This is a genomic window from Afipia felis ATCC 53690 (assembly GCF_000314735.2).
Classification (GTDB): Bacteria; Pseudomonadota; Alphaproteobacteria; order Rhizobiales; family Xanthobacteraceae; genus Afipia; species Afipia felis.
In genome coordinates, this window is the sequence record NZ_KB375271.1 from 1 (window position 1) to 25,755 (window position 25,755).

Annotated in this window: 25 protein-coding genes and 1 pseudogene; 21 read left to right on the forward strand and 5 right to left on the reverse strand. The window is 64.8% G+C overall.

What is annotated here, in order from left to right; all coding sequences use genetic code 11:
- Positions 1 to 136: 136 nt before the first annotated feature.
- From HMPREF9697_RS19490 to HMPREF9697_RS19525, 8 genes are all read left to right on the forward strand, one after another.
- On the forward strand, positions 137 to 1,372 hold the full coding sequence (locus HMPREF9697_RS19490) for a tyrosine-type recombinase/integrase (protein WP_002718979.1): 1,236 nt from the start codon (positions 137 to 139) through the stop codon (positions 1,370 to 1,372).
- Positions 1,369 to 2,334: a tyrosine-type recombinase/integrase gene (locus tag HMPREF9697_RS19495; protein ID WP_002718980.1), complete on the forward strand. Its 966-nt coding sequence runs from the start codon at positions 1,369 to 1,371 to the stop codon at positions 2,332 to 2,334. The genes HMPREF9697_RS19490 and HMPREF9697_RS19495 overlap by 4 nt, the downstream gene beginning before the upstream one ends.
- The gene (locus HMPREF9697_RS19500; RefSeq protein WP_002718981.1) at positions 2,327 to 3,337 is read left to right on the forward strand and encodes a tyrosine-type recombinase/integrase; all 1,011 of its coding nucleotides are present in this window, start codon (positions 2,327 to 2,329) and stop codon (positions 3,335 to 3,337) included. Before HMPREF9697_RS19495 ends, HMPREF9697_RS19500 begins: the two co-directional genes overlap by 8 nt.
- Before the next feature lie 370 nt (positions 3,338 to 3,707).
- On the forward strand, positions 3,708 to 4,634 hold the full coding sequence (locus HMPREF9697_RS19505; RefSeq protein ID WP_040308433.1) for a DUF3991 and toprim domain-containing protein: 927 nt from the start codon (positions 3,708 to 3,710) through the stop codon (positions 4,632 to 4,634).
- A gap of 132 nt (positions 4,635 to 4,766) precedes the next feature.
- Positions 4,767 to 5,159, forward strand: a complete 393-nt coding sequence (locus HMPREF9697_RS19510; RefSeq protein ID WP_002718983.1) for a hypothetical protein — start codon at positions 4,767 to 4,769, stop codon at positions 5,157 to 5,159.
- A 74-nt stretch (positions 5,160 to 5,233) separates the two neighbouring features.
- A complete protein-coding gene (locus HMPREF9697_RS20225) occupies positions 5,234 to 6,070 on the forward strand; it encodes a hypothetical protein (protein WP_002718984.1) in 837 nt (278 codons plus the stop codon).
- A 108-nt stretch (positions 6,071 to 6,178) separates the two neighbouring features.
- Complete coding sequence (locus HMPREF9697_RS19520; RefSeq protein WP_002718985.1) at positions 6,179 to 6,784, forward strand: DUF1419 domain-containing protein; 606 nt, start codon at positions 6,179 to 6,181, stop codon at positions 6,782 to 6,784.
- Positions 6,785 to 6,951: 167 nt separating this feature from the next.
- Positions 6,952 to 12,048, forward strand: a complete 5,097-nt coding sequence (locus tag HMPREF9697_RS19525) for a DEAD/DEAH box helicase family protein (protein WP_002718986.1) — start codon at positions 6,952 to 6,954, stop codon at positions 12,046 to 12,048.
- Positions 12,049 to 12,053: 5 nt separating this feature from the next.
- Here HMPREF9697_RS19525 and HMPREF9697_RS19530 read toward each other — a convergent pair whose 3' ends face one another.
- Both HMPREF9697_RS19530 and HMPREF9697_RS19535 read right to left on the reverse strand, forming a co-directional pair.
- A complete protein-coding gene (locus tag HMPREF9697_RS19530; protein ID WP_002718987.1) occupies positions 12,054 to 12,557 on the reverse strand; it encodes an RES family NAD+ phosphorylase in 504 nt (167 codons plus the stop codon).
- A gap of 2 nt (positions 12,558 to 12,559) precedes the next feature.
- Positions 12,560 to 12,910 (reverse strand): antitoxin Xre/MbcA/ParS toxin-binding domain-containing protein, encoded by a 351-nt coding sequence (locus HMPREF9697_RS19535; RefSeq protein WP_002718988.1) that lies wholly within the window; start codon positions 12,908 to 12,910, stop codon positions 12,560 to 12,562.
- A 316-nt stretch (positions 12,911 to 13,226) separates the two neighbouring features.
- Here HMPREF9697_RS19535 and HMPREF9697_RS19540 point away from each other — a divergent pair, with 316 nt between their 5' ends.
- The 6 genes from HMPREF9697_RS19540 (at position 13,227) to HMPREF9697_RS19565 (ending at position 19,327) form a co-directional block, all read left to right on the forward strand.
- Positions 13,227 to 14,912 (forward strand): ParB/RepB/Spo0J family partition protein, encoded by a 1,686-nt coding sequence (locus HMPREF9697_RS19540; protein ID WP_002718989.1) that lies wholly within the window; start codon positions 13,227 to 13,229, stop codon positions 14,910 to 14,912.
- A gap of 89 nt (positions 14,913 to 15,001) precedes the next feature.
- Complete coding sequence (locus HMPREF9697_RS19545) at positions 15,002 to 15,469, forward strand: hypothetical protein (protein WP_002718990.1); 468 nt, start codon at positions 15,002 to 15,004, stop codon at positions 15,467 to 15,469.
- The gene (locus HMPREF9697_RS19550) at positions 15,466 to 16,359 is read left to right on the forward strand and encodes a DUF7007 domain-containing protein (protein ID WP_002718991.1); all 894 of its coding nucleotides are present in this window, start codon (positions 15,466 to 15,468) and stop codon (positions 16,357 to 16,359) included. The genes HMPREF9697_RS19545 and HMPREF9697_RS19550 overlap by 4 nt, the downstream gene beginning before the upstream one ends.
- The gene (locus HMPREF9697_RS19555) at positions 16,356 to 16,769 is read left to right on the forward strand and encodes a hypothetical protein (RefSeq protein WP_002718992.1); all 414 of its coding nucleotides are present in this window, start codon (positions 16,356 to 16,358) and stop codon (positions 16,767 to 16,769) included. Before HMPREF9697_RS19550 ends, HMPREF9697_RS19555 begins: the two co-directional genes overlap by 4 nt.
- 397 nt (positions 16,770 to 17,166) lie before the next feature.
- The gene (locus HMPREF9697_RS19560; protein ID WP_002718993.1) at positions 17,167 to 17,754 is read left to right on the forward strand and encodes a hypothetical protein; all 588 of its coding nucleotides are present in this window, start codon (positions 17,167 to 17,169) and stop codon (positions 17,752 to 17,754) included.
- Between the two features lie 640 nt (positions 17,755 to 18,394).
- On the forward strand, positions 18,395 to 19,327 hold the full coding sequence (locus HMPREF9697_RS19565; protein ID WP_002718994.1) for an ArdC family protein: 933 nt from the start codon (positions 18,395 to 18,397) through the stop codon (positions 19,325 to 19,327).
- A 43-nt stretch (positions 19,328 to 19,370) separates the two neighbouring features.
- On the opposite strand, the gene HMPREF9697_RS19570 is transcribed toward HMPREF9697_RS19565, so the two are convergent.
- Complete coding sequence (locus HMPREF9697_RS19570; RefSeq protein WP_002718995.1) at positions 19,371 to 19,799, reverse strand: MerR family transcriptional regulator; 429 nt, start codon at positions 19,797 to 19,799, stop codon at positions 19,371 to 19,373.
- 82 nt (positions 19,800 to 19,881) lie between these two features.
- Here HMPREF9697_RS19570 and HMPREF9697_RS19575 point away from each other — a divergent pair, with 82 nt between their 5' ends.
- The 7 genes and pseudogenes from HMPREF9697_RS19575 (at position 19,882) to HMPREF9697_RS19600 (ending at position 24,761) form a co-directional block, all read left to right on the forward strand.
- Complete coding sequence (locus HMPREF9697_RS19575; RefSeq protein ID WP_040308436.1) at positions 19,882 to 20,307, forward strand: mercuric transporter MerT family protein; 426 nt, start codon at positions 19,882 to 19,884, stop codon at positions 20,305 to 20,307.
- Positions 20,308 to 20,328: 21 nt separating this feature from the next.
- On the forward strand, positions 20,329 to 20,622 hold the full coding sequence (locus HMPREF9697_RS19580; RefSeq protein WP_002718997.1) for a heavy-metal-associated domain-containing protein: 294 nt from the start codon (positions 20,329 to 20,331) through the stop codon (positions 20,620 to 20,622).
- Between the two features lies 1 nt (position 20,623).
- Entirely contained in the window at positions 20,624 to 20,869 is a 246-nt protein-coding gene (locus tag HMPREF9697_RS19585) for a hypothetical protein (protein WP_040308437.1), read from the forward strand.
- Positions 20,866 to 23,127: a bifunctional organomercurial lyase/mercury(II) reductase MerBA gene (merBA, locus tag HMPREF9697_RS19590; RefSeq protein WP_002718999.1), complete on the forward strand. Its 2,262-nt coding sequence runs from the start codon at positions 20,866 to 20,868 to the stop codon at positions 23,125 to 23,127. The genes HMPREF9697_RS19585 and merBA overlap by 4 nt, the downstream gene beginning before the upstream one ends.
- Before the next feature lie 103 nt (positions 23,128 to 23,230).
- Positions 23,231 to 23,445, forward strand: a pseudogene (locus HMPREF9697_RS20680) (zincin-like metallopeptidase domain-containing protein); the annotation flags it as partial.
- Positions 23,446 to 24,075: 630 nt separating this feature from the next.
- A complete protein-coding gene (locus tag HMPREF9697_RS19595) occupies positions 24,076 to 24,426 on the forward strand; it encodes a DUF736 domain-containing protein (protein ID WP_002719000.1) in 351 nt (116 codons plus the stop codon).
- Positions 24,427 to 24,491: 65 nt separating this feature from the next.
- Positions 24,492 to 24,761, forward strand: a complete 270-nt coding sequence (locus HMPREF9697_RS19600; RefSeq protein ID WP_002719001.1) for a DUF4326 domain-containing protein — start codon at positions 24,492 to 24,494, stop codon at positions 24,759 to 24,761.
- Here the strand turns inward: HMPREF9697_RS19600 and HMPREF9697_RS19605 are convergent, their stop codons facing one another.
- Both HMPREF9697_RS19605 and HMPREF9697_RS19610 read right to left on the reverse strand, forming a co-directional pair.
- Positions 24,762 to 24,950, reverse strand: coding sequence for a hypothetical protein (locus HMPREF9697_RS19605; protein ID WP_002719002.1), 189 nt, complete (start codon positions 24,948 to 24,950; stop codon positions 24,762 to 24,764).
- Between the two features lie 20 nt (positions 24,951 to 24,970).
- Positions 24,971 to 25,732, reverse strand: coding sequence for an AbiU2 domain-containing protein (locus HMPREF9697_RS19610; protein WP_002719003.1), 762 nt, complete (start codon positions 25,730 to 25,732; stop codon positions 24,971 to 24,973).
- Positions 25,733 to 25,755: the final 23 nt, after the last annotated feature.

Consider the following 25,755-nt stretch of genomic DNA (forward strand, 5'->3'; position numbering starts at 1 on the left):
CGAGATTATGGAGAGCTGACACCTTAGACAGTCGGCCAATCCGCCAAAGCGCCGGGCGCTCAGCCCGGCGCTTCTCCTGTCGACTGCACATAATCCTCAGCTTCAGAATGATCTCCCACCAACGAGGAGATCAAGCATGGCCACATCTCTCAGACTTCAACTCCGCCCTGACGATCCTGCCAACGTTCTCGCACCGATCGTCCAAGACTATCGCGAGCACTTCGAAGCAAGGCGCTATCAGGCCAAACGCGTTCGCCGTTATGTCGCCAGCGTCTTCCATTTCGGGGATTGGCTGCGTTCGGAAGACTGGGCGGTCCAGAATGTCGACGAAGCAGTCGTCGGCCGATTCATTTCCGATCATTTGCCCAACTGCACCTGTCCACGCCCCGTTCAGCGCAACCCGATCATCAATAGGGCCGCCCTCAATCACCTGATCCACATCCTCTACGCGAAGGGGATCATCCGCCGTCCTGTCGCCGACCCGATCACGCGTGAACTCGCGTTGTTCGACGAGAAGATGACGGAAGTCTGGGGCTTGGCCCAAGGCACGCGCGATCACCGATGCCGGATCATCAGGCGCCTGCTCAAAGCTCAATTCGGATCGGGACCAATCGATCCAACATCCATCAGCCCATCGGCGATTCGAAGCTTCGTTTTAGATGACGCTACATGGAGCAGGAGTACGATCCGCGTCATGGCGGGCGCGGTTCGATGCTATCTCCGCCATCGCAAACTACTCGGCGACAACGTCACCGATCTGATGCACGCTGTGCCTCAACCAGCGTGCTGGGGTCAAACCAAATTGCCCGAGGCACTTTCTGGGGACGAACTGGAACAGCTTTTCCGGTCGTTCGATGCGGCCTGTCCATCGCGACGGCGCGGCTATGCGATGGTCCGATGCCTTGCCGATCTCGGTCTCAGAAGCAGCGAGGTCGTCCGGCTGAGCCTAGACGACATCGACTGGCAAGCCGGCACCATCCGGATCACCGCGGGCAAAGGCCGCCGAGCTGACGTGCTGCCGCTCCCAAGGGCGACAGGTGAGGCCATCGCCGACTATCTTCTTCACGAGCGGCCGAAGACGACATGTCGCCAGATTTTCGTTCGACATGTTGCCCCTTTGGGCGAGCCGGTTGGTCGGCGCGTGGTCCAGAAAGCCGTTCATGCCGCCTATCAACGGCTGGGTTGGGACCGCACACGCGTTCACATCCTGCGACACACCCTGGCCACTCGGCTCGTCAATGCCGGGACACCAATGAAGCAGATTGCCGATGTTCTGCGTCACCGCAGCATCGTGACGTCGGCCACCTACACCCGTGTTGACAGTTCGCGCCTCACGGCGGTCGCGCTGTGCTGGCCGGGGAGCGTGGCATGAGCGCTCCGTACACCATGCTATCGCGGGCGGAAGCCTACCTCGCAGAGCGCCGTCGCCTCGGCTTCGCGTTGAAACGACCAGGCAGTCAAATATTGGCTTTCGCGTGTTTTGCGGACGCGGGCGGTCACAAGGGGCCTTTGACGTCCGCCATAGTTCTCCGATGGGCGAAGGAAGAAGCGCAGGTCGATGACCCTTACACATGGGCCAGACGGGTCGACGTTCTTCGCCCGTTCGCACGCTATCTCACCGATCTCGATCCACACACCGAGTTTCCAGCCGGCTTTCCTTTCGGTCGTTCAAAACGCCGGCTCGCACCGCATATCTATACACCAGCGGAAGTCGAGGCGTTGATCGGAGCAGCGAGCCGTCTCTCGCCACAAGGAGGATTGACGCCGGCAACCTTCACGACGCTCTTTGGTTTGCTGGCCGCTACGGGCCTGCGGATATCCGAAGCACTGAACCTACGCTGTGGCGACATTGACGGCACGCGGGCGCACCTCACAGTCCGACACTCAAAGTTCCAGCGGACTCGGCTCGTTCCCCTGCACTCGACCACGACCCAGGTGTTGCGACGCTATCTGCGCGCACGCGCCAGATATGGTTCAATGAATATCACCACGCCGCTCTTCATGTCCGAGAAGACAGGGGGCGTGCTTCGGTACAGCGAGGTGCGAGGAGTATTTCTTCGCTTTGCGGCCGAGTTGAGGATCATTCCCCGCGGCGGCCATCGCTACATACGCGTTCACGACCTCCGGCACACCTTCATCTGTCGACGCCTGATGCTGTGGCAGGAGAACGGCACGGATGTCGACAACGCCATGATGACGCTCTCCACCTATGTGGGCCATGTCAACCTGGGGGATACCTATTGGTATTTGCAGGCCGTGCCGGAGTTGATGGCTGTCGCCGGCGCACGCTTCGAGGCACAAGCAATCATGACCGGGGAGGTGGATCATGGTTGATGCGAGCCTACATTCATCGTTTCCGACGTTGTTGCAGCACTTCTTCGTCGACCATTTGCACCAACAGCGGGCCGTCAGCCCGAACACGATCGCAGCCTACCGCGACACGTTCAAATTGCTCCTGCTCTATGCGGAGAAATCCATCGGCAAGTCGCCAACCGGTCTGTCGCTCCGAGATTTGGATGCGACGTTGATCCTTGGCTTCCTCGATCATCTCGAGCGGAATCGCGGCAACAGCGTACGTAGCCGCAACGCCCGCCTGTCGGCGATCCGATCGTTCCTGAAGTACGCTGCCCATCACGACCTCTCGGCCTTGGCCACCATCGAGCACGGCCTAGCAATTCCGTCGAAGCGTCATGACAAACCGGTGCTCGGCTTTCTGACCAAGCCAGAGATGGAGGCAATCATCGCGGCGCCCGATCAGCGAAGTTGGGTTGGGCGGCGGGATCGTGCGCTGTTCACATTGCTCTACAACACCGGCGCACGAGTATCGGAGGCCATCAATCTACGGGTCGGCGACGTCATCTTGGACATATCGCCTGTGGCACATCTCCATGGGAAAGGAAGGAAGAGGCGGAGCATGCCGCTCTGGAAAACAACAGCCAGCACTCTTCGACAATGGAAGCGCCAGCTCGCCAGGGCCGAAGATTCCGACTTCCTGTTTCCAAATGGCGCGAGCGGGAAGTTGTCACGCTCGAGCGTAACACAACGCCTCGCTCTGGCGGTTAAGCATGCCATTCAACAACATCCTCGGCTCGCCGGCCAAGCGATCTCGCCGCATACGATCCGCCACACGACGGCGATGCACCTCCTTCAGGCGGGCGTCGACATCACCGTAATCGCCCTGTGGCTCGGGCATGAAAGCCCGACGACAACCCACATGTATCTGGAAGCTGACCTAGCAATGAAAGAAGTCGCGCTCAGTCGATTGCAGCCCGTGAACGCTGCACCAGCCCGCTATCGGCCGCCAGATCAGCTTATGGCATTCCTCCAAAGCCTTTGATTATGTGCAGTCGACAGGAGAAGCGCCGGGCTGAGCGCCCGGCGCTTTGGCGGATTGGCCGACTGTCTAAGGTGTCAGCTCTCCATAATCTCGAACGGGTCATAATCGTGATTATGTCGATATCCGCATAAGCACGAATACGATCCGTGGTCCCCGGCTCATTGAGCCGGGTGACCGCTGCCGCTGGCGCCGTACCGGCCGCAAGGGAAGCTTCGCCGCGGCCGGAGTCCGACATGTTGGACGGCTTGTCAGCGCGCCCTTGCATCCGGCACGCTTCGCGGCGGGCGGGTGGCGTGCCTTCGCGATAGGGCGAAGGGACGTCAACTGAAGAAAGGACCGGGTGGCGCGGGATGTGCGCCCGGTGAAGGTCATGGAGAAAAGTGAAATCGAAGAATTACGAGCCAGGGTCGGATGCGCCGCCCTGCTCCAACAGGACGGCTGGAAGGTCGATCTGAAGGAAAGCACGCGCCGGGCGGTCAAGTACCGCCGCGACGCAAAGATCATCATCGTCATTCACAACGATCGCGGCTGGTTCGACCCGTTGTCGACCGCGAAAGGCGACGTGTTCGATTTGGCCGAGCATCTCGGGGCGCAAGGCTTCGCCCAGGCCTGCGCCCATGTCGCTTCGCTTATCGGATTCGTTCCGAGCCCGCCGGCGTGGCAGCGCGAGCCCCGCCCCACGACGCTGCACCCCATTGCCGATCGCTGGATGCGCCGCGGCATTCCGCGCCCCGGCTCGCCGGCCTGGCGCTACCTGACGGTGGAACGCGGCATTCCCGACACGATCGTGGCAGTCGCGGTCGAACAAGGCCTCCTCCGCGAGGGGCCGCAGGGAAGCATGTGGGCGGCGCACCGCCGTGTCGACGGGGCTTTGGTCGGCTGGGAAGAGCGCGGATCGCAATGGCGCGGCTTCGCCACCGGCGGAGCGAAGGAGCTGTTCCGCTTCGGTCCTGCGGCCGCGTCCCGGGTCTGCGTGACGGAGGCCGCGATCGACGCCATCAGCCTCGCCGCGATCCAGGTTCTGCGACCGGACACGCTTTTCGTCAGCACCGGCGGAGGCTGGTCCCCGGCAAGCGAGGAGGCCATCCGCGGTCTGGCTATGCGCGCAGACGCCCGACTTGTCGCCGCGACCGACAACAATCGGCAGGGCGATGTCTATGCCGAGCGCCTGCGCGTGATCGCTGCTGAGACGGGCGCGTCCTACGCGCGGTCGCGGCCGCGCGCCGGCGATTGGAATGATGATTTGAAGATCCTCGTCGGCCGATTGGCGGAGGAGCCGGTAGCAGCAGCCGGATGAACCCTGCTGCCGCACGCCCGGCCGGCGCGTCAAGGGAGGCTGCGCCCGCGTTCCGCGGCCCTTGACCCGCCGGACCCTTCGATGCGGCCGGCCCGAGGGTGTCTGCAACACCCGAAGGGAAGGACGACCCTCATGCCCATCTTCACGATCGAGACCACCTATCGCCTGCCGGTCTATCGCCAGCGCAGCTACGTGGCGGCGAGCCTCGCTAAGGCCTGCCGCCTCGCTATCGAGGACGACGACTGGGACAACGAGAAGCGCGACTATGAAACTGCCGGCGAAACCTATGTGACCGGCGCCTGGGAAGGCCGTGACACCGCCTATAGCGGTCCATCCGTGCCGGTGCCGTCGCACTATCGCGAAACGCTGCAGCGCAAGGCCGATCATTTCGAGGTGCTGCTCGGTTTGGTGAAGGTGCTGAGCGGCGACGATGAGGCGCTCGATCGCGCCTACTGGCGCGAACGCGCCTTGCCGGCCATCGCCAAGGCCGAGGCCATCCTCGCCGGCGCCCGCGATCCCGACTGATCCGCCGGCGCACATCCTTCCCTCCGCACATCCCGCCCGGCCTTGCCGGGCTTTTGCATTTTCAGGAGCCGGACATGGCCAGCTATTACGTTCCGACCGTCGTGCAGACGACGATTCCCGACAGCGACATGACGCAGCTTGAGCGGCTCGTCCTGTCTCATATCTTCAGCGCCGAACCCGACAGCGACGGCCTTTATTTCTTCGCCGAGGAAAGTCCGGCGGAGTGCCTCGAGCTCGATGTCGCGGAGCTGCGCGACGCGTATCGCGCCTCGGCCGACGTTGACAGTGTCCTCATCGCCATCGTCGCCGATCGGCTGGCCGAGGTAGAAGCCGGCGAGACTCATGTCGAACTCGATCTGACCGTCATCTCCTGGGCGACGATCTTTCAGGACATCGTGCGCCGCTCCCCGACGCTCGATGAGGTCGCCGTCTCTTCCGCCTTCACCTGCTCGAAGATGCGACCGGACGGCTTCGGCGGCATGGCCGTCTTGATCACCGCGGACGCGATCAGGTCAGGCGCGACCGACGAGATGCTCGCGGGATTCCGCGAAGCGGCAGCGGCTGCGGCCGCGCCCAGCGTTCACGTCCTGCTCCGCTTCGACGAGGCCGAAGTACGAACGACGGTCGGCGAGGTCATCGCCCATGACAGCGCCGCGACCAAACTCGCGTCCGATGCCGTCAGCGACAACGATATCCACGCCGCCTGCGTTGCCGTCGTGGCATCGACGGATCTCGCGGAGGAGCGCGGCTCGGCCGTGTTCAAGGCGGCGCTTGCGGCGATCGCGAATGCCGAGCGGCGCCTCGCTGAAGAGCGGGAAAGGATGGGAGAGAGCAAAAGAATTGAAGGCGCGATGCCGCATGCCCGGCCGTCGCGTCAAGGGTGCGCTTCGCCCGCGTGCCGCGGCCCTTGACCCGCCGGACCGGAGAGGCGGCCCGCCGGAGGGGTGATGAAGGGCTGAAGTGACGAGGGATCAGGCGGATCGCTCGCGCCTCAGTTCGCCAGGCCGAAAGGAGCCGCCATGCACACCCTCCCGACAATCCGCAAGATCTTCCAGGGCGTCGCCACGCGCCATGAGATGTATCGCATGTTCAACCGCCATCGTGGCGATCCGACCTGGGCTGCCGGCGACGCCGCGCATCTCTTCGCCGGTGAGTGGTTTGAGATCGCCGAGGCCGAGCACGATCACATGCTCGACATCCTGCCGCCGCTGTTCCTGCGCGGCGATCTATTCGCGATGCGTGAGTTCATGACTGGCAGCGTCACCAGTGTCTTCTTCGCGCTCGCCATCGACGGACGGCGACGCTGGTTTCACGGCTATTGCGATCTCTCGGATCGGACTTCGCCGGAACGGATGAAGGCAGCGATCATCGAGCGCGAGTCGCGGCCGGTTCGCGCCATGACTCGCGATGAGCGGCTCGAGCACATCTGGTCGAGCACGCATGAAGACTATCGCGGCTATGCCGGCGAGCGCTGGCCCGCGTCCATGCATGGCCGCCGCACCGTGCTCGTCTATGCTGGGCGGTTCGGCACCGTGTTGAAATTGCTCGACGCGCTCACCGACGCAGAGATAGCGGCCAAACTGCCAGTCCAGCTCCGCCATTTGCCGGAGACGATCGCGGCCTAGCCTGTCCTCTCCCTCTCCGACTTGCGAACAGCCCGGCCACGCGCCGGGCTTCGCTTTTTCCGCACCCGGCGTTGCGCCGGGACCTCCTCTCACTTCCGCAACGCCGTGCCGTCGTCGCAGCCCGCGCCGATGGGCAGCTGCGCGCGCCCAACAGAAGGACATTCCCCATGGCGCATGACGATCCCTTCACCCTCGATCTGTTCGGCAACACCGCGCTCTCGTCAGGCCTCGGCCTCGGCGTCACCGCGTTCGCCGATTCCCGCAGCGATGACGACCATGACGACGATCTACCACCGTCAACGCCGGCTCTAGCGACACCGCCGGTCATATCAGCGCGGGTGCCCGCGGCCGGTCCCGGCAAGCGCGGCGACAATTTCTATCTGTCCGGCGAACGCGGCCTCGCCAAGGGTTGGAAGCAGCGCGCCCGCGACAACATCGCGGCGGTCCGGCTCGCCTCGCAGATCGATGCGGAGCAGCGGTCTGCGACGATCGAGGAGCAGCGACAACTCATCCGTTTCACCGGCTTTGGCGCCTCGGAGCTCGCAAATGGCGTCTTCCGCCGGCCGGGCGAAACCGAATTCGCGCAAGGCTGGGACGAGATCGGCGCCGATCTGCAGGATGCGGTCGACGACGCGGATTACGCCTCGCTCGCACGCTGCACCCAGTATGCCCATTTCACCCCGGAGTTCATCGTCCGGGCGATCTGGGCTGCAGTGCGGCGTCTGGGCTGGCGCGGCGGCCGCGTGCTCGAGCCCGGCATCGGCACGGGTCTGTTTCCGGCGCTGATGCCCGAGGATTTGCGCGAGGTCTCGCACGTGACCGGCGTCGAGCTCGATCCGGTCACCGCCCGCATCGCGCGTCTGTTGCAGCCGCGCGCGCGCATCGTCAGCAGCGATTTCGCGCGCACCGAGCTGCCGCCACGCTTCGATCTGGCGATCGGCAATCCGCCTTTCTCCGATCGCACCGTGCGATCGGACCGCGCGCTGCGTTCGCTCAGGCTTCGCCTCCATGATTATTTCATCGTCAAGGCGATCAACCTGCTGAAGCCGGGGGCGCTGGCCGCCTTCGTCACGTCGCACGGCACCATGGACAAGGCCGACGGGGCGGCGCGCGAGCTCATCGCGCAGCACGCCGATCTCGTCAGTGCGATCCGTCTGCCGGAAGGCAGCTTTCGCGCCGATGCCGGCACCGACGTCGTCATCGACATCCTGTTCTTCCGCCGGCGCAAGCCCGGCGAGCCGGAAGGCGATCTGTCCTGGCTCGACCTCGAGGAGGTGCGTCCGGCAACCGAGGACGAGGGCGCCATTCGCGTCAACCGCTGGTTCACGCGCCATCGCGGGCTTGTGCTCGGGATGCATGCGCTGACCGCCGGCCCGTTCGGCGAGACCTACACCTGTCTTCCAAAACCCAGCGAGGATCTCCGCCTCGCGCTGGACGAGGCGATTACCCGCCTTCCGGACGGCATCTATAACGGCGAGCCCGAGCCGATCGAGTTCGACGTGGAGGAAGTAGACCACGAGGCATCCGTCCATGTGAATGCCGATCGCCATGTGCGGGAGGGCAGCTTTTTCTTCGACAAGGCCCGCGGCCTGATGCAGATCCTTGATGGCGAGCCCGCCGCCATCACGGTGCGCAAGGGCCGCAGCGCCGACGGCGTTCCGGAGAAACACGTCCGGATCATTCAGAAGCTGATCCCGATCCGCGACGCGGTTCGCGAGGTGCTGAAGTGCCAGGAGTTTGACCGGCCGTGGAAGGACGCGCAGGTCCGCTTACGCATCGCCTGGTCGAACTTCGTCCGCGCCTTCGGGCCGATCAACAGCACCGTCGTCTCGACGAGCGAAGACGCAGAAACCGGCGGAGTGCGCGAAACGCATCGCCGGCCCAACCTGCAGCCATTCCTCGACGATCCCGATTGCTGGCTCGTCGCTTCGATCGAAGACTACGATCTCGAAACCGACACGGCGAAGCCGGGCCCGATCTTCACCGAACGGGTGATCGCCCCGCCCGCGTCGCCCCTCATCACCAGCGCTGCCGATGCGCTCGCCGTCGTGCTCAACGAGCGGGGCCGTGTCGATCCCGACCATATCGCCGAACTCCTGCATCGCGATGCGGACGACGTCATCGCCGAACTCGGCAGCGCCATCTTCCGTGATCCGACCGACGGCGCGTGGCAGACGGCCGATGCCTATCTCTCCGGCGCGGTTCGCTCCAAGCTCGTGGCGGCTGAAGCTGCCGCCGCGCTCGACCCCGCCTATGCGCGCAACGTCACGGCGTTGCAGGGCGTGCAGCCCGCCGATCTGCGGCCATCCGACATCACCGCGCGCCTCGGCGCACCGTGGATTCCCGCCGCGGACATCATCGCCTTCGTTCACGAGACGATGGGCGCGGAGATCAAGATCCATCACATGCCGGAATTGGCGTCGTGGACTGTCGAGGCCCGCCAGCTCGGCTGGATGGCCGCCGGCACGTCGGAATGGGGCACCGAGCGACGGCACGCCGGGCAACTTCTGTCGGATGCGCTCAATTCCGCGGTGCCGCAGATCTTCGACACCATCAAGGACGGCGACAGCGAGCGCCGCGTTCTCAACGTCGTCGACACCGAAGCGGCGAAGGAGAAGCTGCAAAAGATCAAGACTGCCTTCCAGACCTGGATCTGGTCCGATCCTGACCGGACCGATCGCCTGGCGCGGGTCTATAACGACCGCTTCAACAACATCGTGCCCCGCGCCTTCGAGGGCTCGCATCTGAAGCTGCCCGGCGCCTCAGGCGCCTTTGTCCTCTACGGGCATCAGAAGCGCGGCATCTGGCGCATCATCGCCTCGGGCGCGACCTATCTCGCCCACGCCGTCGGCGCCGGCAAGACGATGACGATGGCCGCCGCCATCATGGAGCAACGCCGGCTCGGCCTGATCGCCAAGGCGATGCTCGTCGTGCCCGGTCATTGTCTGGCGCAGGCGGCGCGCGAATTCCTGGCGCTCTATCCGGGCGCCCGGATCCTCGTCGCCGACGAGACGAATTTCACCAAGGACAAGCGGCATCGCTTCCTGTCGCGCTCGGCGACCGCCAGCTGGGACGCGATCATCATCACGCACTCGGCGTTCCGGTTCGTCGGCGTTCCGTCGGCGTTCGAACAGCAGATGATCCAGGACGAGCTGGAGCTTTATGAGACGTTGCTGACCAAGGTGGAAGGCGACGACCGCGTCTCGCGCAAGCGGCTCGAACGGCTGAAGGAGGGATTGAAGGAGCGGCTCGAAGCGCTCGCCACCCGCAAGGACGATCTGCTGACGATCTCGGAAATCGGCGTTGACCAGATCATCGTCGACGAGGCGCAGGAGTTCAGAAAACTCTCCTTCGCCACCAACATGTCGACGTTGAAGGGCGTCGATCCCAATGGTTCGCAGCGCGCCTGGGACCTTTACGTAAAGGCCCGCTTCATCGAGACGAAGAACCCGGGCCGCGCACTCGTCCTCGCCTCCGGCACGCCGATCACCAACACGCTCGGCGAGATGTTCTCAGTCCAACGCTACCTCGGCTACGCGGCGCTTCTGGATCGCGGCCTGCACGAGTTCGACGCCTGGGCCTCGACCTTCGGCGATGTCTCGACCGAGCTCGAGCTCCAGCCCAACGGCAAGTACAAGCCGGTCACGCGGTTCGCGACCTTCGTCAACGTCCCCGAATTGATCGCCATGTTCCGCTCTTTCGCCGACGTGGTGATACCGGAGGACCTGCGCGAGTGCGTCAAAATTCCGGCGATCTCGACCGGAAAGCGGCAGATTTTCACCGCGAAGCCGACGTCCGCCTTCAAGCGCTACCAGCTTGTTCTCGACGCGCGGATCAAGGCGATCGAGATGCGCGATGGGCCGCCGCAACCGGGCGACGACATCCTGCTCTCCGTCATCACCGACGGCCGCCATGCCGCGATCGACCTGCGTCTGGTCGATCCGGACAACGACAACGAGCCGGACAACAAGCTGAACCTGCTCGTCGCCAACGCCCTGCGCATCTGGCAGGAGACGTCGGCGAACAGCTACGTGCGCGCCGACGGCAAGCCTTACGAGCTGCCCGGCGCCGCGCAGATGATATTCTCCGATCTCGGCACCATCAACGTCGAGAAGACACGCGGCTTCTCGGCCTATCGCTGGATCAGAGACGAGCTCATCCGCCTCGGCGTGCCGGCGTCCGAGATCGCCTTCATGCAGGACTTCAAGAAGTCCGAGGCCAAGCAGCGCCTGTTCGGCGATGTGCGCGCCGGCAAGGTCCGCTTCCTCATCGGCTCGTCCGACACGATGGGCACCGGCGTCAACGCACAGCTTCGGCTGAAGGCGCTCCATCACCTCGATGTGCCGTGGCTGCCGTCGCAGATCGCGCAGCGCGAGGGCCGGATCGAGCGGCAGGGCAATCAGCACGACGTCATCGACATCTTCGCCTATGCCACCGAGGGCTCGCTCGACGCCAGCATGTGGCAGAACAATGAGCGCAAGGCCCGCTTCATCGCCGCCGCGCTCTCGGGCGACACGTCGATCCGCCGGCTCGAGGATCTCGGCGAAGGCCAGGCCAACCAGTTCGCCATGGCCAAGGCGATCGCCAGCGGTGACCAGCGGCTGATGCAGAAGGCCGGGTTAGAGGCCGACATCGCCCGGTTCGAGCGCCTGCGCGCCGCGCATATCGACGACCAGCACGCGGTTCGCCGGCAGATCCGCGACGCCGAGCGCGACATCGAGTTCGCGACGCGGCGGATCGCGGAAGTCGGCGAGGATATCGAGCGCCGCGTTCCCACAACGGGCGATGCCTTCGCCGCGAGCATCGCCGGCAAGCGCCATCTCGAGCGCAAGGAGGCTGGCCGCGCGCTGATGAAGGAAATCCTGACCCTGGTGCAGCTTCAGCAGGAGGGCGAGAGCACCATTGCCGTGATCGGCGGCTTTGACCTCGACTATACCGGCGAGCGCTTCTGCCGCGACGGTTACCGGTACAGCACCGCCCTGATCCGCACCGGCGCCGAGGTTGAGATCGAGTTGCCCGTCACCGTGACGCCGCTCGGCGCGATCTCCCGCCTCGAGCATGCGCTCGATGATTTCGAGGGTGAGCGGGAGCGCTATCGCCAGCGTCTCGCCGACGCGCATCGCCGACTTGCCTCCTACCGGTCGCGCGAGGACGGCGATTTCGCGTTCGCCGCGGAGCTCGCCGAGAAGCGCCGCCAGTTGGCGGAGGTGCAAGCTGACCTTGCGAATGATAGAGAAAGTCGCAACGATTGGATCGCGGCGTAAGCGTTCTATCGCGACAACCGGTTCTCGTCGTCGATCAGGACGAGACGGGCCGGGGCGTTGCCGCTCCATCGCCAGAGCACGAGGTTTAGATCCGTTGCGCTCGCGCCTGTCGCAAAGCTTTTGACTAGCAGACCGTTAAATCCGGCGGTGATAAGTCGCCTTGCAAAGGCCTGTGTCTTCGCCTCTCCGTTCGCTTTCATCTGATCACGCCACGTCGCGTCTGCGAGCGTGGCGGCGTCCACCCCCTCAGCCATGAGTGCGGCCTCGTCTTGGGTATCGAAGATATTTTCGATCTCCGCGTCATAGGAGACGAGTGTCGTCGGTTGCAGGTTGCCGACCTGGTTGGCTTCCCTCAGCGCAGTCATTATGGACAGTGAAGAATAAAGCGCTGGCACGCCTTTTGGATTGAACCGACCACCGTAGAGCTCAGCGCCAAGTCCCGACAGCGGCTCGCGTGCATAGATTGGGTTCAATGCCCGATAGAGTTTTCCTTCGTAGCGGAGTGGCACGGTCAGGCGTGCACGCCGGCGTCGACTGCATCAATATAGTCGAGTACGTCGTCGGCCCGACCGCAGCGCACGAGCTGCATCGCGGTCTGGCCCGAGAAACCGGACAATGGCTCGGAGCGGTACCACGCATAAGCCATTAGCGCCGTACCAAAGCGCGACTCAACCTTGTTGATGACCTCGATCATTTCGCGCAGACGCCGCTGGGTTTTGTCCGATCGAACCCGATCCTTACGCTGGATCGCGTCCTTGCCCAATCCAGCTGTGCGAGCGATCTCCTCGCTCGTCGTCCGGAAAGCTTCCGCAATTCTGCGCGGCGCGAAGACGCCGTTATCCGCATATTGGGCGAGACCCATCGCTCAAACTTCCTTCTCGATGCCAATTATTATGACGCAATATAGCGTCAAGAGTAGCGGAGTTCAAGAAGAAAGCTGGGGGAGAGGGAACCCGCTCGCAGATCGGCCAGCCCGGCAGCGCTGACGCTCAACCGCCGCCTGCGCGATCCCGGCCCGTCGTCCTGCGCAGGGCTCGCAAGCCCTGCTGGTCCGGCCAGGCGGGATGCTCGGCCGCAGTTGTTCCGGCCCGACCGCTCCGCGGCCCGGGGGGTGTCTTCGGAAAGAAGACGAAGGACGCGCGAGGCGCGGTCCGCAAACCCCGAACAGGAGAAATCCCATGCATCTCATCAAGGTCGATCCGCGTGCGCTGAAGGAGAATCCGGACCGTATGCGCCAGACGAAGTCGACGCCGCAGGCCGACGCCCTGCTGCTGGCGACGATCAAGGCCGTCGGCATCGTCCAGCCGCCCGTCATCACGCCTGAGACTGGCGGCGGCAACGGCTACGTCATCAATGCCGGTCATCGCCGTGTGAAGCAGGCGATCGCCGCCGGCCTCGAGGAGATCGACGTGCTCGTCGAGGAGGCCGCCAACGACAACGGCGCCATGCGCTCGATGATCGAGAACATCGCCCGCGAAGCGCTCAATCCCGTCGACCAGTGGCGTGCGATCGAACGCCTCGTCGCGCTCGGCTGGACCGAGGAAGCAATCGGCGTTGCGCTGGCCCTGCCGGTCCGGCTGATCAGGAAGCTCCGTCTGCTCGCCAATGTGCTGCCCGTCATGCTCGATCACATGGTCAAGGGCGACATGCCCGACGAGCGGCAGCTCCGCACCATCGCGTCCGCCTCGCTCGATGAGCAGAAGGAGGTCTGGAAGAAGCACAAGCCCTCCAAGGCGGATCCGCAGGTGTCGTGGTTTAGCGTGGCGCAGGCTCTGACCAAGGCCCGCATGTACGCGCGTCATGCCAGCTTCGGCGACGAGCTTGCCCAGGCCTATGGTATCCAGTGGGTCGAGGACCTGTTCGCGCCGGCGGACGAGGACAGCCGCTACACCACGGATGTCGAGGCGTTCCTCGGCGCGCAGCAGGAGTGGATGACCGCCAACCTGCCGAAGAAGGGCATCATCGCCGAGACGACGAATTGGGGCGAGGTCAAGCTGCCGCCGAAGGCGGAGCGCGTCTACGGCAAGCCGTCGAAGTCGGATTGCACGGCGATGTATCTCGACCGCGACGGCCGGGTGCAGAGCGTGCATTACCGCATGCCCGCGGCGAAGAAGCCGAAGGGCAAGGACGGGTCTGCCGGCACTGACACTGCGGATGAGACCGCCGCCGTCTCGAAGCCGCGTCCGGACGTGACGCGCAAGGGCCTCGAGATGATCGGCGACTTCCGGACGGACGCCCTGCACGAGGCGCTGGCTCGCGCGCCGATCGAGGACGAGACGCTGATCGCGCTGTTGATCCTCGCCTTCGCCGGCCAGAACGTTTCCGTCGATTCCGGCAGCGGCGGGACCTATTACGGCAACCGGCGCATCGCCCGCCATGCCGTGACGCTGTTCGATCAGGACGGCAAGCTCGTCCTCGATATGGATACGCTGCGCGTCGCGGCGCGCTCGATCCTCGCCGAGGTTCTTTCGTGCCGGGAGAACCGCACCGACAGCGGCATCGTCGCCCGCGTCGCCGGTGACGTGGTCGGTGCGGACAACTTCCTGCCGAACATGGGCACCGACGACTTCTTGTCGTGCCTGTCGCGCACCGCGCTCGAAGGCTCGTGCAAGGACACGCCGGTTCTTCCCCGCCAGAAAGTGAAGGACACCCGCACGGCCTTGGTCGAGCACTTCAAGGAAGGCCGCTTCGTGCCTGCGGCCGCGCTGTTCGCTCCGGACAAGGCCGCCGTGTCGTCCTGGCTGGCGACGAACGCCGTCGCCGAAGAGGACGAGGCCGACGACCAGGTCGAGGACCCGGAAGCCGCGGACGGCGATGGCGACGACGCTTCGGACGCCGAGGCCTTCCCGGAGGCGGCGGAATAGTCCGCCCCCACCCAACGATCCGAATGACATCCCGCCGCCGGCTCAGCCGGCGGCGGTTTCGTTTCCACTCCCACGAACAGGAGGACGTCATGTCCGCACAGTCGATCTACGACCTCGCCCCGCTCGGGGCGATCATCCGGTTTTCCGACGGCATACCGCGGCCGCCGGAGCGGCATCGCAAGAAGCTCGCGGCCTGGGAACACCGCAACAGCAGCGGCCGCCTAATCCGCAAGCAGGCAGAACGCCGTGTCGGTAACACTGTCATCAGCGCGAGCATCACGCTGCATGCCGGCGACTACGGCGGTGGCGGTGTCGTGGTGCTTCGCGTCCACCGCACCTTCTCGGTCGACAGCGACCTGACCTTCGTCGTGACAGAATGCCCGAAAGTCGGCGCGGTGCGCGTGCTCGATCGGCCCGGCGACGATGCCGAGCTGGTCTATCTCGGAAGTCACCGCGCCGACGCCGAAGAATGGCTGACGCGGCACGGCTATCCGAACGCGGTCCTGCGCGCGATCTCGGCGGACGAAGCCGCCCTCCAAGGGAGGACGGCCACATGAGCACGCCCGCTCCCTCCACCACGATGATCGCGGAATCCGCGATCGCATTTCCGCAGATCGAGTTCGGCCGCGCGGCTGACGGTATTCTCGTCGCTCGCGTCGCCGACACCGCCTTCGCCATGCTGCCGGTGCGCGACGGCCGGCACTATCTCGCCACCGGGTGGCGCATCGGCCACCCGATGGCCGAGTGGAAGCGATCCGACTTTTACGGTCACGCCGGCGAGCTCGCCGACGAGGCGGCCTTCCGCGCCAAAATCGCGGAAAACGCCGAGCATCAGCGCGAGAATCGCGCGCTGAGCCGCCGCGAGATCAGTTCCACGGCGAGTACGCCGTGGGGCCGCTCCCAGCACGCGACCATCTACGCAGAAGGCGTCGTCTGCCATTCGCCCGCAGGTCATGGCGGCTTTCATCTCGCGGCCGCGCGCAACCGCAGCGTCCATTCGATGCTGCGCGCGCGGGGCGGCTGGTATGAAGAAGACGAGGGCTGGGCGATCGTGGCGGTCACTTTCCCGCATCTGTTCACCAGCTACGAGCGACGCTGCGCGGAGCGCACGATCAAGGATAGCTGGCCCGATGCCTGGGAGGTGATCTTCGGCACTGTGCTTCGCCCCTGCGAGTCCCGCGAGAAGGATCGGCGTGCCTTCGAGCAGGAGCACGCCGATGATTGGATCGTCGCGTCGGCGATCACGTCGGACCAGCACCCCGATTTCGTCGAGGTCGTCGCCACGCCGGGCGGCCGACGTGGCGCCGGCACCGAGGAGCGACGCTTTCTCGTCCCATCCGACGAGTACCGGATCGGTCGCTTCGGTTTCGTCGTCGATGAGACCCGCCACGCGGTCTATTCCGGGCCGTCGAGCTTCATCGCCTGGCAGGGGAGGACGTCGCCATGACGGCCGTTCCCCAACGCCTTGCTCAGCTTTCACGCATGGAGGAAGCGCGCCGCCAGACGCAGCGCCAGCTCGACATGATCGACAGGCAGATCATCCGTCGCATGACGGCGCTGATTCCACAGCTCGGTCGCAAGCGGTCCGGATACCATCGCGGCAAGCCGCCCGACTCGACAGCGTTCCTTGAGCGCTACCGTTCGAACCTTGCGGCGATCACGGCTGAGCGCCAGCCGGAGATCGACACCCTCTCGCGCAAGCTCGCCCGGCAGGATGCCGCGATCGAAGCGTTGCGGGCCCGATACGCTTCGGCGTCCGGTCAGGCTCGTGACAACCCGCAAGATGCGGATCGCCCGCACGACTGTCGCAGCCCAGCCGAGTGTCGCCCGGGAAAGCGGCAGGGCGCGGCGGCATAATAGGACCGTGCCTGAACTCGCGGCGCGCTTTGAGCCAACGTCTCGAGCATGGCGCGGCGACGGCGGTCTGGCAGGGCGAATCTTTCCGGCATCGCCAACCCGGCCCGCACCCTGTCGGCTCTCCCTTCGGGTTTGCTGGTCTGCGCCCCCGGCGGTCCGCTTCAAGGCCAAGTCGCAAGCGACCGGTTTCCGCCGATCTCGCCAAGGTCCGGCCGCGTCCGGCGCAGGGCTCCAGCAGGCTGGAACCCCGCTTGTCCGCAACCGGACCTCGCTCGCCTGGCGGTCCCCGGACCTTGAAGCGGCCCTCGTCTCGGCGGCGCTGGGCGACCGCACCCGAAGGGGGAGCCGGCAGGGGCCGGATCGAACCCGACGGCGAAACCCAGGAAAGGACTTCACCATGACCAAAACCGCTCGCGCACCCCGCACCAGCGCCCGCATCGTCCCGCTGCGCCGCGGCACCACCGTCGAAATGGTCCGGCTCGTTTGCCCGGACGCCGCCCAGGCCACCCGCATCGCCGAGAGCTTCGGCCTCCCCGTCCTCGACAGCGACGGCATCCGCGATCTCCACCAACGGTTCATCACCGAGACCGCCGATGCCCTCCACGAAGGCCTCAACGAACGCGCCATGCAGATCCACCTGCAACGCATCGTCGGCTCCTATGTCGGCTCAGCGCACGGCGCCGGCCAGTTCTACAGCCGCGCCGTCACCGAGGCGCGACAGGCAACAGCGAAGCTCGCCAACGACACGCGCGACGAGGACCTCGACGGACCCGTCGGGTTCGAATCCGCGGCCCAGCGCAAGCGCGAATTCGCGGCCGAGGTTAGCATCCAGGCGCACGCACTGCGCATGGCGGCGGAAGGCGCCGTCGCCGCCTACGAGCACATCGTCGGGGAGAGCTGGAAGCCGTTCGAGCGCCAGCCCGAACAACCCGGCGAGACCGTCAGCCGCAAGGCGGCCGAGGTTCAGATGGCGGCGTTCGGTTGACGCCGCCGACGGGGCTTCGGCCCCGCCATCTTCTTCACCGTCCGATGCCGGCCGGTCCTTCGGGACCGGCCTTTTGTCATGTCGCTCGGCGGGACGGCAAGAAAGAGCAAACAGGAATGAATCGGAATAGAGCGTCGTCGCGCGCCTTGGCAAACTTCGATCGCGGAGGGCGAAGCCCTGCTCGCCTGCGCCTGTTGCCGCTGCAGCGCGCGGCCATTACGCGTGACAACGAACGCAAACGTCTTGGCTGACCCCACCTCTGATCGATGGTGACCCGCGCGCTCGCGCAACACATCCAGGTGCTGACGTTGAGGTTGCCGAGCGTGACGAGGTGATTGCCGGCCAGGATGAACTGGTGCGATCGAATGAGGCCAAGGTCGTTCCGCTGCGGCGCTCGCCGCGAGACGGCGCTGGCTGAGAGCCACGCAAGATCTCACCGCCGGCCAGTTCTGCGGCAATCGGTCATGGCCGACGTCTCCTGTGCTCGCCCGTCGAGGCAGGGGCTCGGTTGTGGCAGACGCTGCCGGCCCGTCAACCCTGTTCCGCACCAGCGACCGTCAACAGGGTGTGACGGCCCGGCTCGCCGCATCTGCCCCTGCCACTTCGCCCTCGACGGAGAGGGCGAGCACAGGAGGCACCAATGACCACAGATCGCAGCAGCCAAGCCCAGACCGGCAACGATATCTACGAGCGCGTCACCAACCAGATCATCGCCGCCATTGAGGCTGGCGCCGGCAAGTACCGGATGCCTTGGCATCACGACGGATCGGCCATCACCACGCCCGTCAACGTCGCCTCTCGCAAGGCCTATCGCGGCGTCAACATCCTCTCGCTCTGGGCTGCGGCGCAGGCGTCCAGTTATGCCGCCGGCATCTGGGGCACTTATCGCCAATGGCAGGAGTTCGGCGCGCAGGTCCGCAAGGGCGAGCGCGGCCACCTCGTCGTGTTCTGGAAGACGACGGATCGCAGCAGCGACACAGACCGTCAGGATGGCGACGACAATCATCACGAGCCCGCACGGCGCCTGTTTGCTCGCGGCTATATCGTCTTCAATGCCGCTCAGGTCGACGGCTACACACCGCCCGAGCTGCCGGTGCTTCCCGAGGTCGAGCGGATCGAACACGCGGAGCGCTTCTGCGCCGCCCTCGGCATCGATATTCGCCACGGCGGATCGCAGGCCTGCTACATCCCATCGAAGGACTGCGTGCAGATGCCGGACTTCGCCTGCTTCCGGGATGCGATTGCCTACTACGCCGTGTTGCTCCACGAATGCGGTCACGCTTCCGGCGCCAAACATCGCCTCGACCGCGATCTGTCCGGACGATTCGGCTCGGCCGCCTACGCCATGGAAGAATGCACGGTCGAACTTCTCAGCGCCATGATCTGCGCCGACCTCAACCTCAGTGTTGAGCCACGACCCGACCACGCCCGCTACATCGCCTCCTGGCTCGAAGTGCTGCGCTCCGACAAGCGCGCCATCTTCACCGCGGCGAGCAAGGCACAAGAGATCACCGACTGGATGCACGCCCTGCAAGCCAATGCTCATGGGCACGACGTCAGGGGCGCCGCATAGGCGCCCCCTCAGCGGACCGTTTCAAAGAATCCACCGGGTGCGATCAGCTGACCGCACCCTCCCGGAACAGCGTCTCGATCAGCGGACATTCCGGCAACGTGCCGTCAGCACATTGCGCGACAACCTTCTTGAGCACCCGCTCCATGCGCTTCAGATCGACAATCTTCGCCTGCACGTCCTCAAGGTGTGCAGCGGCGACCGCGCGCGCCTCGGCACAGGGCTGGTTGCGCTCGTCGACGAGACGCAGCAGCTCACGGATTTCATCAAGGGAGAAGCCGAGCTCGCGCGCCCGTAACACGAAGCGAAGGTGCCGCTCATGCGACGTGTCGTAGCTGCGGTAGCCGCTCGTTGTGCGCGGCGGTTCGGGCAGAAGGCCGACCTTCTCGTAATAACGCACCGTCTCCAGATTGCAGCCCGTTCGCTGGGCGAGTTCCGCCCGCTGCAGCCCCTTCACCCCGGCGTGATCGCGCATCGCAAAATCCTTCTTGACCCTGTAGCGACTACAGACCGCATGCTACGGCACGCTTAGGATTTCGACAAGGAAGAGAGTGGACATGGTCGCATCGCGATCCGGAACGGCAAGCATGGCGCCTCGTGCGGCGGATCCCTCCGCGCCCGAAGGCAGGGAGGTTGGACGGCAGCGTCTGATCGCCGTTGGCGGTATCTTCGGGGCGCTCGCCGCCTCGTCCTGCTGCATCGTGCCGCTGATCCTGTTCAGTGTCGGTATCGGTGGTGCCTGGATTGGCAATCTGACAGCGCTTGCACCCTACAAACCGATCTTCGTCGCCGGAACCGCAGGCCTTCTCGGTTACGGCTTCTATCTCGTCTACTGGAAGCCGCGGCGAGTCTGCGCTGAGGGCGCCGCTTGCGCGCGCCCCATTTCCAACCGTCTCGTCCAGCTCGCGCTCTGGATCGCAACCGCACTTGTGATCGCCGCCTTCGCCTTCGACTACATCGCCCCGCTGCTGCTTGGCGCCTGAGACCAAAAGGAGACCCGTCCAATGAACAAATATTTGAGCGCACTCACCCTGATCGCCTCGATGATGACGGCGTCGACCGCATTCGCCGGAGAACGCACGATCACCTTCGCTGTCGACAACATGACCTGCGCCTCGTGCCCTTACATTGTGAAGACCTCGATGGCGGTGGTCCCGGGCGTAGCGAACGTGACCGTCTCCTTCGAGGCAAAGACGGCGACCGTGACCTTCGACGACGCGAAGACGAACCCGGACGCCATCGCGGCCGCTAGCACGAACGCGGGCTATCCAGCCCATCTGAGGCAGCGGGGCAGCTAAGATGAGTGACCGCACTACAAGCCGTATAGGCATGGCCGGTGCAGTCCTGGTCGCGATCCGCTGCGCCGCGCCGCTCCTTGCCGTCAGCCTGTCCTTTGTGGGCCTTGGCGCGTGGCTAGCCGGTAAGGGCCTTGTAGTGCTTCCGCTGATGGCTGCGAGCTTCGGCCTCATCGCCTGGATCCATCGTCGCCACGCAGAGGCCGCCCATTGCGAGACGACGATTCACAAGGAAGGCGTGAAGCCATGAACGATTGTTGTGCCTCCTCCTCGTCGCGAATCGAGGCTGTCATTCTTACGCCCGAGACACTGCCGAGCTACGCCGTGCGGCCGGGCGTGACGTTTCCGGATTGGTCTGTGGTTAAATCACCAGCGGTCAAGGATGCGCTGCAAGCGATGGTCGGGTCCGACCATGTGTTCGATCGCTGGAGTGGCTACGATCCCGCCACGGATCGGGTTCGCGTTGCGCTGCTCGAACTCTACTCCGAAGATGGACGAACCCCGACCACGGGCGCGCTTGCGGAGCGAGCGGGATTGAACGAGACGTCCGTCCGGACACTGCTTGAAGAGCTCCGCCGTCGCGACCTGGTCGTGCTCGACGGCGAGCGGATCGTCGGTTCCTATCCCTTCACCGATAGGGACGCGGGCTACCGGGTCACACTCGACGGGCGTGTTCTCAACGCAATGTGTGCGGTCGACGCACTCGGCATTGGCGCCATGACTGATCGCGATATCACGATTGCATCGCGCTGCCGCCATTGCGGTGCGCAAATCCGGATCGCCACGCGGGACCAAGGGCGGGCGCTGGCGCAGATCGAGCCGCGGACCGCTGTCGTGTGGCAAAGCGTTCGCTACGAAGGCGCGTGTGCTGCGAACTCGCTGTGCGCGACGACCGCCTTCTTCTGTTCGGACGACCATCTCTCCGCCTGGCGCCGTGAACAGGCCGCGGACGAGGCCGGATTTCGGCTGTCGGTCGAGGAAGGGCTCGAGGCTGGCCGCGCTCTGTTCGGGCCGAGCCTCGCCGGCCTCGATACGGCGGCACAGTGGTCGGTCGGCTCGACATCGAAGCGCGCTGTCGTGGTGGACCGCTTTCGCACGAACTGTCGCAATGGCGGCGCCTACGATCTCGTCGTCATCGGCGCCGGCTCGGCCGGCTTCTCGGCCTCCATCGCAGCTGCCGATCAGGGCGCGCAGGTGGCGCTCATCGGCAGCGGCACCATCGGCGGCACTTGCGTCAATATCGGCTGTGTGCCGTCGAAGACTCTGATCCGAGCCGCCGAGACGCTTCACAATGCGCGCGTAGCAGCACGTTTTGCCGGCCTCGCGGCGGAGGCCGAACTGACCGACTGGCGCAGCACCGTTCGTCAGAAGGACATCCTCGTTTCCGAACTGCGCCATGCCAAGTACACGAATCTGCTGCCCGCCTATAACGGCATTGCTTATCGCGAAGGAGCGGCGCGCCTCATAGAAGGTGGTGTCGAGGTGGACGGCGCGCGCATTCCCGCCGGCAAGATCATCATCGCGACCGGCGCGCGGCCGGCGATACCCGCCATCCCCGGCATCGAAGCCGTGCCGTATCTCACCAGCACGACCGCGCTTGATCGTGAGGAGCTACCACGATCGTTGCTCGTCATCGGCGGCGGCTATATCGGGGCGGAGCTCGCCCAGATGTTCGCCCGCGCGGGCGTCAAGGTGACGCTGGTGTGCCGGTCTCGTCTGCTCCCCGAGGCCGAGCCCGAGATCGGCGCGGCGCTGACGGGATATTTCCAGGACGAAGGGATCTCCGTGATCTCCGGCATCGCCTACCGTGCGATCCGCAAGACCGAGAACGGCATTGCGCTCGATATTTCGCGCGACGGACAGAACACCACGATTGACGCCCATCAGGTGCTGATCACCACCGGGCGCGCGCCCAACATCGAAGGCCTTGGGCTCACCGAACACGGGATCGCCGTCTCGCCGAAGGGCGGCATCGTCGTCGACGACCGCATGCGTACCACCGGGGCCGGCATCTATGCCGCCGGCGACGTCACCGGCCGCGACCAGTTCGTCTATATGGCCGCCTACGGCGCCAAGCTCGCCGCCAAGAATGCTCTTAACGGCGACAGCCTGCGCTATGACAACAGCGCCATGCCCGCCATCGTGTTCTCAGATCCACAGGTGGCGAGCGTCGGGCTGACGGAGGCCGCCGCGCGCGCGGCCGGACACGCGATTCGCGTATCGACGATCGGTCTCGACCAAGTACCACGCGCACTCGCCGCTCGTGACACCCGCGGGCTGATCAAGCTCGTGGCAGACGCCGGCAGCGGCCGGCTGCTCGGCGCGCATATCCTCGCGCCGGAAGGGGCTGACAGCATCCAGACTGCGGCGCTTGCGATCCGGCAGGGCCTTACCGTCGAGGACCTCGCGGATACGATCTTTCCGTATCTCACCACCGTCGAGGGCCTGAAGCTCGCGGCGCTGTCGTTCGGCAAGGATGTCGCCAAGCTGTCCTGCTGCGCTGGTTAAGCACAAGATCTGTCTCACGAACGTGCATCCGTCGGAAGCTCGGGAAAATCCGGCCTTTCAGCGCGCGAGTTCGACTGAGACAGCTTGGCTGTTCAGATAACGCGCCGAGCTTGGCGCGTGTTTCCTCAGCGCCGACCTCGGCAATCGTGCCCGAGCTCAAGCCGCGCGCGGATCGCGCGAGCTACCTTGCATCGTGGCTTGGAGGCACTGTCCAACGACAAGCATTACATCTTCTCGGCGGCCGCGCACGCGCAACGCGCGGCGATCTACCTGCACGAGCTTCAGCCCAAGTCGGCCGAGATCGACCAAGCGGCATGAGGCGCACCCATCCGCGGCTTGGATGCCCTGCGCTTCATAATTCACCTTTCGCGACAAGATGAAGGCCCCGCCTCGCGGCTGGCCTTTCTTGCGTGCATCATCATGCGAAATGGCCGGCGACCGGGATGGCGGTGCTTGTCCATCGCCTGATCGAGCCGCATAGGCCAGATGCGCCGGGCGGGTGAGCCTGGCTGTCCGAGATGCCGGTCTCTCCTTGGGCCAACGCCCTTCCTGCAGCGGCCGAGCCTGATGTCATCACGCGACGCCCGGGTTGCCGTCGAGGCCGCTGGACCGGAGACAAGCCTACGCGGTGCGTGCGAGTCTCTCTCACAAACGCGCCCTGTACCGCCGTCGTGCAGCGTGGCGTGCCGGTCGCTCAGTCGTATCCCCGTCGTTTGGCCTGACGCGCCCAATGCGTCCTCGATTTGGCATGTCTAACCGAAGGCCGTCGTCGCTGCGCTCCGCCTCGATCACAAGACCGCAACGGCCGTTCTCGGCTTTCTTCCCCTGGCCGCTGCGCGCCCATTCCTCGCGAGACAAGAAAGCCTCGCCCTGGCCGCCCTCTACTGCATGGCGGCCCTTCGGGAGCGGTCCGATCGCCTCCGGTCAACGACAGCCATCGAGGTCGCGATGGTCGCGGCCCGAGAAACCAAAGAGGACACGAACATGGCTACCATCGGCAACTTCACCGTGAACGGCAACGGCTTCGTGGGCACCGTCAAGACCCTCGCCCTCGGCACCGTGAAGGCCAAGATCGTTCCGGCCGAGCGGACCTCGGAAAAGGCCCCTGATTACCGGATCTTCGCGGGAACTATCGAGTTCGGCGCCGCGTGGAAGAAGAAGTCCCAGGAGCAGAACCGGGACTATCTCTCGGTCAAGCTGGACGACCCGAGCTTCGCGGCTCCGATCTACGCCACGCTGGTCGAGGTGGAAGGCGAGGAAGGCCACTCGCTCATCTGGTCTCGTCCGAACCGCGATTGAGACGCCGCGCAGAAGGTCCCGCCGCGAGACGGGGCCTTCCCGCGTGAGCAGAAAGGAGAACGATCATGTGCAAGGTCTTGAACGCGCGCGCTGTCGGCAAGCGCTCGAGTGCGACGCAGGTTTACATTGGGCGCCCGAGCAAATGGGGCAACCCGTTCGTCATCGGGCGCGATGGGTCGCGCGCCGAGGTCATCGCGAAATATCGCGCCTGGATTGTCGTGCAGCCCGCGCTGATGAATGCGCTCGGCGAGCTGCGCAGCCGCGACCTCGTTTGCTGGTGCGCACCGCTCGCGTGCCACGGCGACGTGCTGGTGGAACCTGCCAAGAGGCGCTGATCACGCACCTGTTCGATCCAATGCCGCCAGACGTTCGGGCATGGCGAGCAGCTTGATCGCCGCGGCGGTTACGGCTTCGGCGATGGTCGGATAGGTTTCCTCTGAACTCATCGACACTCCGTCGGGAAATGTCACGGTCGCCTGATAGCCATTGCCTTTCGGGGTTGCAGAAAGCTGGATCTTTGGCATGTCGCACCGTCTCCTTTGGGCTACATGGATCGGCTGCTTTTTGTTTCGGCTTCGAGGCCCCGCACGACATGCGCGAGGACACGTTGGCCTTCTCGAAAGACCTTCTCCCCGGGCAGCATCTGAGCACCTGTCATCGACGTTGGCGGTAGCACGAACGCTCTCGCGTTCAATCCCGGCTTTCGGCCATTCTGAAAGAGTTGCCACAGAGTTTCATGGAGTGCGTGCAGAAAGCCGAACAGCGCTTTCATCTCGTCGACGCGGGTGTTTGCAAGAAGTTGATTGGTCTCGTCGAGATCGAAGATTTCGTTGTGGGCGAATACTTTGTCGCGAATGTTCCGATACCGCGCTTCGTAAATCACACGTTGCGCCTTGATCTCCCTGCGCAGCGCCCTGAAGTCGCTCGCTGTCGGCTCGAACGCGTCGCTAACATACGCTGCGGCTTCGCCCGTCGTCAAACCGGCTTTCTCTTTCCTGTTCGCCAGAGCTGGCTTCGAAAAGACCGAAAGGTCCTTTGAAGCGAGCGCCATCAGGTTATTGATGTTGTGAGCGGAATTCTGATCAAAGATGCGACCGAGCGCGATGAAGGCCGATATGAGCATGGCATGATGAGTCGTCAGCCAGAACAGTGGCGTCGTGTTCATTGCCCTGAGAACCGCCAAGTCGGAGGCTGCGAGCTCGCGCACGGATAGATAGGCATAAAAGTGTTGCTGCGCCGTCTCCTCCTCTTTGCGGAAGATTTCCAGCTCTTGCTCGAATGCTGCTTGCGCTGTGATTGTCACCACTCACCAGCCTTTGGGCGAGACCC

Coding starts and splice junctions, on each gene's coding strand:
- HMPREF9697_RS19595 (WP_002719000.1), top strand. CDS start 24,076: ATGGTCGCGGCCCGAGAAACCAAAGAGGACACGAACATGGCTACCATC.
- HMPREF9697_RS20225 (WP_002718984.1), top strand. CDS start 5,234: ATGGCCAGCTATTACGTTCCGACCGTCGTGCAGACGACGATTCCCGAC.
- HMPREF9697_RS19570 (WP_002718995.1), bottom strand. CDS start 19,799: ATGCGCGATCACGCCGGGGTGAAGGGGCTGCAGCGGGCGGAACTCGCC.
- HMPREF9697_RS19505 (WP_040308433.1), top strand. CDS start 3,708: ATGGAGAAAAGTGAAATCGAAGAATTACGAGCCAGGGTCGGATGCGCC.
- HMPREF9697_RS19605 (WP_002719002.1), bottom strand. CDS start 24,950: ATGCCAAAGATCCAGCTTTCTGCAACCCCGAAAGGCAATGGCTATCAG.
- HMPREF9697_RS19545 (WP_002718990.1), top strand. CDS start 15,002: ATGTCCGCACAGTCGATCTACGACCTCGCCCCGCTCGGGGCGATCATC.
- HMPREF9697_RS19520 (WP_002718985.1), top strand. CDS start 6,179: ATGCACACCCTCCCGACAATCCGCAAGATCTTCCAGGGCGTCGCCACG.
- HMPREF9697_RS19575 (WP_040308436.1), top strand. CDS start 19,882: ATGGTCGCATCGCGATCCGGAACGGCAAGCATGGCGCCTCGTGCGGCG.
- HMPREF9697_RS19490 (WP_002718979.1), top strand. CDS start 137: ATGGCCACATCTCTCAGACTTCAACTCCGCCCTGACGATCCTGCCAAC.
- HMPREF9697_RS19600 (WP_002719001.1), top strand. CDS start 24,492: ATGTGCAAGGTCTTGAACGCGCGCGCTGTCGGCAAGCGCTCGAGTGCG.
- HMPREF9697_RS19565 (WP_002718994.1), top strand. CDS start 18,395: ATGACCACAGATCGCAGCAGCCAAGCCCAGACCGGCAACGATATCTAC.
- HMPREF9697_RS19540 (WP_002718989.1), top strand. CDS start 13,227: ATGCATCTCATCAAGGTCGATCCGCGTGCGCTGAAGGAGAATCCGGAC.
- HMPREF9697_RS19555 (WP_002718992.1), top strand. CDS start 16,356: ATGACGGCCGTTCCCCAACGCCTTGCTCAGCTTTCACGCATGGAGGAA.
- HMPREF9697_RS19535 (WP_002718988.1), bottom strand. CDS start 12,910: ATGGGTCTCGCCCAATATGCGGATAACGGCGTCTTCGCGCCGCGCAGA.
- merBA (WP_002718999.1), top strand. CDS start 20,866: ATGAACGATTGTTGTGCCTCCTCCTCGTCGCGAATCGAGGCTGTCATT.
- HMPREF9697_RS19580 (WP_002718997.1), top strand. CDS start 20,329: ATGAACAAATATTTGAGCGCACTCACCCTGATCGCCTCGATGATGACG.
- HMPREF9697_RS19510 (WP_002718983.1), top strand. CDS start 4,767: ATGCCCATCTTCACGATCGAGACCACCTATCGCCTGCCGGTCTATCGC.
- HMPREF9697_RS19525 (WP_002718986.1), top strand. CDS start 6,952: ATGGCGCATGACGATCCCTTCACCCTCGATCTGTTCGGCAACACCGCG.
- HMPREF9697_RS19495 (WP_002718980.1), top strand. CDS start 1,369: ATGAGCGCTCCGTACACCATGCTATCGCGGGCGGAAGCCTACCTCGCA.
- HMPREF9697_RS19500 (WP_002718981.1), top strand. CDS start 2,327: ATGGTTGATGCGAGCCTACATTCATCGTTTCCGACGTTGTTGCAGCAC.
- HMPREF9697_RS19560 (WP_002718993.1), top strand. CDS start 17,167: ATGACCAAAACCGCTCGCGCACCCCGCACCAGCGCCCGCATCGTCCCG.
- HMPREF9697_RS19550 (WP_002718991.1), top strand. CDS start 15,466: ATGAGCACGCCCGCTCCCTCCACCACGATGATCGCGGAATCCGCGATC.
- HMPREF9697_RS19585 (WP_040308437.1), top strand. CDS start 20,624: ATGAGTGACCGCACTACAAGCCGTATAGGCATGGCCGGTGCAGTCCTG.